Source organism: Streptomyces sp. NPDC091280, assembly GCF_044768565.1.
GTDB lineage: Bacteria > Actinomycetota > Actinomycetes > Streptomycetales > Streptomycetaceae > Streptomyces.
The window spans coordinates 1-1,636 of record NZ_JBIVUZ010000043.1 but is presented as its reverse complement, the minus strand read 5'-3'; the positions used below and the strand labels follow the sequence as shown (position 1 = coordinate 1,636).

The following is a 1,636-nucleotide window of genomic DNA, read 5'->3' as shown; positions in this document are numbered from 1 at the left end:
TAACAACGGCTAACACAAAGAAGCGGCAGGGATGTGCCGCCCGCAGCCACCAGGCGAACTGTTCGGTCTCGCGACCGGTGAGGCCGTTGCCGTTGGTTGTGTTGGTCGCGAGGAGATCCGTCTGCCTCTGCGCTGTACCGTCTTCGGAGACGATCACCGGGAGGGGCGGGATGGACAATGGTCTCAAGTTCAGTTGGGAACTGAGCGGCAGTGGCTGGGCGACGTGCTGCATCAAGGACGGTTCTTCGGAGCGGAAGGACATCGTCAGCTACTGCACGGATGCTCTTGCCGACTTGCTTCACGGTGTGGCGGGTTTGTACGGCCCCACACCTGTCCAGCGCTTCTCCTTTGACCTGGAACCGGCTGAAGTTAGGTGGGTTCTGCGAGGCAGGGGTTTGGAAGTTGATCTATCGATCTACCGCTTCCCTGACATGTTCGCGAGCTTCGAGGCGCCCGATCAGGACGGCACCCTCGTCTGGGGCTCCACGCAGCCGCGAGGCCTTCTCGGACACGTCGTCTTGGAGGCCGCTCAGTCAGTGCTGGAGGTCCACGGCGAGGACGGCTATCTGGTGAAGTGGGTTCGGCACTCCTTTCCCATCGCTGCACTGCAAGACCTCCGTCGGTTGCACCTCCAGCACGACAGGTGTGAACTGCAGCATGCCGTGGCCATTTCATAGGGCGTTGGACGCTTCCCAGGCCAGATGCGTTCGACAGCAGTGGCCAGCCGCGTGGTGACCTTTATCGACGTCAGCGCAATACGCCGAGCTGTCGGTGAGTGATCAGGCAGCAGGCGAGTTTGAGCAAGGCTTCGTGGATGTCAGCTCGCCGTTCCCATCGGATACGCAGGCGCCGGAAGCCGTGCAGCCACGCGAAACTCCTCTCCACGACCCAGCGGTAGGTGCCAAGTCCGGTGCCGTGCCGGGTGCCGCGGCGGGCGATCGCGGGCACGATGCCGCGGGCGCGGACCTGGTCGCGGTAGATGTCGTGGTCGTAGCCGCGGTCGGCGAACAGCGAGTCGGGCTTGCGGCGGGGCCTGCCGACCCGGCCGCGGACCGGCGGGATCGCGTCGAGCAGCGGCAGCAGCTGGGTGACGTCGTTGCGGTTGCCGCCGGTCAGCAGGACCGCAAGCGGGGTGCCGTGCCCGTCAGTGATCAAGTGGTGCTTCGAGCCTGCCCGCCCCCGGTCGACCGGCGAGGGACCCGTGTGGCTCCCCCTTTTAACGCCCTGACGTGGGAGGAGTCGACCACGCAGCGGGACCAGTCCAGCCGCGAGGCCGCGTTCAGCTCAGCGAGCAGGACCTCGTGCAGTCGCTGCCATACGCCGGCCTTGTTCCAGTCCCGCAGGCGGCGCCAGCACGTCATGCCCGAGCCGAAGCCCAACTCCTGCGGCAGATACTCCCACTGGATTCCGGTGTGCAGCACGTACAGAATCCCGCACAGCACTTCCCGGTCGGGCAATGCCTTGCGACCCGGATACCGGAACCTGCGCTCACGCTGCGGCAGCAGCGGCTCCAGGCGGTCCCACAACTCATCCGACACGATCCACGGCGACGTCCCCACACCGAACCGAACGCTCAACTACCGCCCCGGACACGGCTACCAGGGCCGATCCACCTCATTGTGTTAGCCGTTATAAG

2 protein-coding genes are annotated in these 1,636 nt (G+C 65.3%); one reads left to right on the top strand and one right to left on the bottom strand.

The window, feature by feature from the left end; genetic code table 11:
- The first annotated feature begins 170 nt into the window (after positions 1-170).
- Positions 171-677, top strand: coding sequence for a hypothetical protein (locus tag ACIQPR_RS49090; protein WP_403664384.1), 507 nt, complete (start codon positions 171-173; stop codon positions 675-677).
- A gap of 70 nt (positions 678-747) precedes the next feature.
- Here the strand turns inward: ACIQPR_RS49090 and ACIQPR_RS49085 are convergent.
- A protein-coding gene (locus ACIQPR_RS49085; RefSeq protein WP_403664387.1) for an IS5 family transposase occupies positions 748-1,559 on the bottom strand; the annotation gives its coding sequence in 2 pieces (ribosomal slippage) (positions 748-1,233 and positions 1,236-1,559; 810 coding nt in all).
- Positions 1,560-1,636: the final 77 nt, after the last annotated feature.

Excerpts from the sequence above, each read along its gene's own strand:
- ACIQPR_RS49090 (WP_403664384.1), top strand. The coding sequence starts at position 171 with ATGGACAATGGTCTCAAGTTCAGTTGGGAACTGAGCGGCAGTGGCTGG.